At 58.6% G+C, this 3174-nt stretch carries 4 protein-coding genes; all 4 read left to right on the top strand.

Annotated features, from left to right (window positions below; all coding sequences use genetic code 11):
* Positions 1 to 61 precede the first annotated feature (61 nt).
* Genes tnpA through BG455_RS11950 form a run of 4 tightly spaced genes read left to right on the top strand, consistent with a single transcriptional unit; the run spans position 62 to position 3136 of the window.
* Positions 62 to 463, top strand: a complete 402-nt coding sequence (tnpA, locus tag BG455_RS11965) for an IS66-like element accessory protein TnpA (RefSeq protein WP_071470245.1) — start codon at positions 62 to 64, stop codon at positions 461 to 463.
* Positions 460 to 810 (top strand): IS66 family insertion sequence element accessory protein TnpB, encoded by a 351-nt coding sequence (gene tnpB, locus BG455_RS11960; protein WP_071470244.1) that lies wholly within the window; start codon positions 460 to 462, stop codon positions 808 to 810. Before tnpA ends, tnpB begins: the two co-directional genes overlap by 4 nt.
* Positions 811 to 869: 59 nt before the next feature.
* Positions 870 to 2537, top strand: coding sequence for an IS66 family transposase (tnpC, locus tag BG455_RS11955; RefSeq protein ID WP_071470243.1), 1668 nt, complete (start codon positions 870 to 872; stop codon positions 2535 to 2537).
* Positions 2534 to 3136, top strand: coding sequence for a plasmid pRiA4b ORF-3 family protein (locus tag BG455_RS11950; protein ID WP_071470242.1), 603 nt, complete (start codon positions 2534 to 2536; stop codon positions 3134 to 3136). Before tnpC ends, BG455_RS11950 begins: the two co-directional genes overlap by 4 nt.
* Positions 3137 to 3174: the final 38 nt, after the last annotated feature.

Here is a 3174-nt window from a genome sequence, read left to right as displayed (position 1 = left end):
GTAAGCATTCGCCGAGGGCCGTCTGGCTGTTTAGCGGGCTGAGCGTTTATCGAGTGTCCTTATGGACGCACACGAGAACACCCCCCGCATTCAAGTTTTGTCGGTTTCTGACACGGGCCGTCGCCGCCGTTGGACGGATGATGAGAAGATCCGGATCGTTGAAGAAAGCCATTGCGACGGCGTGACATTGGCCGAGGTCGCGCGGCGCCATGAGATATCGCGTTCGATGCTTTACGATTGGCGCTATCGGCACAAGTATGGGATGCTTGGGTGCGCTATGCAATTCATGCGCCTTGTTCCCCAAGACGATGGGCCGGTTTCTGAAAGCTTGCCCCCTGTGCCTGCATCGCAACCGGCCGTAATGACAATCGAACTTGGCGAACAATGTCGTGTGATGATCCCTGCTGATTTTGACATGGAAGCGGCCGCACGCTTGCTCAATGGCCTGAGGTTGGTGCGATGATCGCGTTTCCGGCTGGCACGAAGGTGTGGATTGCAGGTGGAGTGACTGATATGCGCAAAGGCATGAACACCTTGGCATTGTCGGTGCAACAGGGCCTCGGGCGTGACCCACATGCCGGAGAAATCTTCTGCTTCCGGGGGCGCCGTGGCGATCTGGTCAAGCTTTTGTGGCATGATGGGGTCGGTATGTCTTTGTATTTGAAGCGCCTTGAGGCAGGGAAGTTCATCTGGCCTGTCAGTCAGGATGGAACGGCGGTGGCGATATCATCAGCTCAGCTCGGCTATCTTCTGGAGGGCATAGACTGGAGAAATCCACGCTGGACGCAAAGGCCCAAAACGGCTGGATAATTTGCGGTGAAATGCCTGTTTTTATTGGCCTTTCGTGGCGTTCATGGTAGACATTTGCCATGTCAGATACCGCCCTGCAAATCGCTGAATTGCGCGCCGCGCTTGCTGCACAAACCGCCTCGGCCGAGGCTGCACAAGCCCGTGCGCAAGCTGCAGAAGCCGAATTGGCCCGGGCCCACGCCCTTGCCTCCTGCACAGACGCGATGATCCAGGAATTGAAGCTGGAGATCGCAAAGCTGCGGCGTGACAAATACGGCATTTCCTCGGAACGTCGCGCGCGACTGATTGATCAGCTGGAATTGCAGCTTGAGGAATTGGAAGCTGCCGCTACCGAGGATGCGCTGGCGGCTGAACAAGCCGCAGCGCAGGACAAGACCAGCACCGTGCGCGCCTTCACGCGTCGCAAGCCTGTTCGCAAACCCTTTCCCGAGCATCTGCCGCGCGAACGTGTAGTGGTTGAGGCTCCAACCACCTGCACTTGCTGTGGTTCAGACCGCATCGTGAAGATGGGCGAGGATATCACCGAGACGCTGGAAGTGATCCCGCGCCAGTGGAAGGTGATCCAGACCGTCCGCGAGAAGTTTACTTGCAGGGCATGCGAGAAGATCAGCCAACCACCGGCACCGTTCCACGCTATTCCGCGTGGATGGGCCGGGCCACAGTTGATCGCCATGATCGCTTTCGACAAATACGGACAGCATCAGCCGCTGAACCGACAATCCGAGCGAATAGCGCGGGAAGGCATCGATCTCAGCCTGTCGACCTTGGCTGATCTGATCGGTCATGCTTGCGTGGCACTGGCCCCGATCCATGCGCTGATTGAGCGTCACGTGCTGGACGGTGCGCGCCTGCATGGTGATGACACGACCGTGCCGCTTCTGGCGCGCGGCGGCACCAAGACTGCGCGGCTGTGGACCTATGTGCGTGATGACAATCCATGGAATGGGGGTGCGCCCCCTGCGGCCTTCTTCAAGTTCTCGACAGATCGTTGCAAGGAGCATCCGACCCGGCACCTGGCCGGATGGCATGGTGTGCTGCAATCGGATGTCTATGGCGGTTACAATGATCTCTATCTGGCAGATCGAAGCCCGGGTCCGGTGCGTTCTGCGCTGTGCTGGAGCCATGCCAGACGCAAGTTTTTTGAGTTGGCCGATATCAAAGGCACCGCACGCAAGGGTAAGAAGGTGGCAGAAGAAATCTCGCCTATCGCGCTGGACGCTGTGACGCGGATCGACGCGATCTTTGCCATCGAGCGTGAAATCACCGGCGTGTCAGCGGCAGAGCGCCACGAAGTTCGCCAGCAACGGATCGCGCCGCTGGTCAATGATCTGCATGACTGGATGCTCGCCGAGAGGGCCCGTATGTCAAAGCACAACCCTGTCGCCAAGGCGATGAATTATATGCTCGTCGGCGAAGGCCGCTGGGACGCCTTCACTGCATTCCTTGATGATGGGCGCCTATGCATGACGAACAATGCCGCAGAGCGCGCCCTGCGCGGCATCGCATTGGGCAGAAAGTCGTGGCTTTTTGCAGGATCCGAACGTGGCGGTGACAGGGCGGCCTTCATGTATACCCTCATCGTCTCGGCAAAGATGAATGACATCGACCCGCAGGCATGGCTGGCCGATGTGCTGGCCCGACTGCCGGATATTCCGATCTCGCGCGTGCATGAATTGCTGCCTTGGCATTGGAAGGCCGCAACCGAAGTGAAGAGGATTGCCGCATGACCCTGGTTGCGCGCCTTAAGGTGACCTTATCCGATGTCGAACCTCAGGTATTGCGGCGCTTCGATGTGCCGCTGAAGATCAAGCTGAACCGTCTGCACGATGTGATCCAGGCCGCCATGGGCTGGACCGACAGCCACCTCTATGAGTTCCGAGCCGGAGGTGTCGGCTGGGGTGTGCCCGATCCTGACGGCTATTACGATGGCCCGCTTCCCGCGAGCAAAACCAGCCTGTTTGATGTGCTCGAAGATGTCGGCACCAAGACCATCCATTACATCTATGACTTTGGCGACAACTGGCACCATGTGATCAAGGTCGAGAAAATCGATGATGCCATGCCGGGCGCCGACTACCCACGGCTTGTCAGGGCCATCGGGGCTTGTCCCCCGGAAGATGTCGGTGGGTTCCCTGGCTACGATGACTTCCTCGAAGCAATGGCGAACCCCAAGCACGAAGAGCACGACCGGATGCTGGAATGGTATGGGGGAAAGTTTGACCCTGAAGAAGCACAGATCGGCCGCATCCTCGACAACTTTGAGCGCCTCGCCAAAAAATGGGCACCAAGGCCGCGTAAACCAAAAGCCGCGCTCAAACGCCTCTGATCAATATGCCACGGCTGCGGCCCTCGGCGGATGCTTAC

The sequence above is a fragment of the Roseinatronobacter thiooxidans genome, from assembly GCF_001870675.1.
Classification (GTDB): domain Bacteria; phylum Pseudomonadota; class Alphaproteobacteria; order Rhodobacterales; family Rhodobacteraceae; genus Roseinatronobacter; species Roseinatronobacter thiooxidans.
This window is presented reverse-complemented; position numbering and strand designations above follow the sequence as displayed.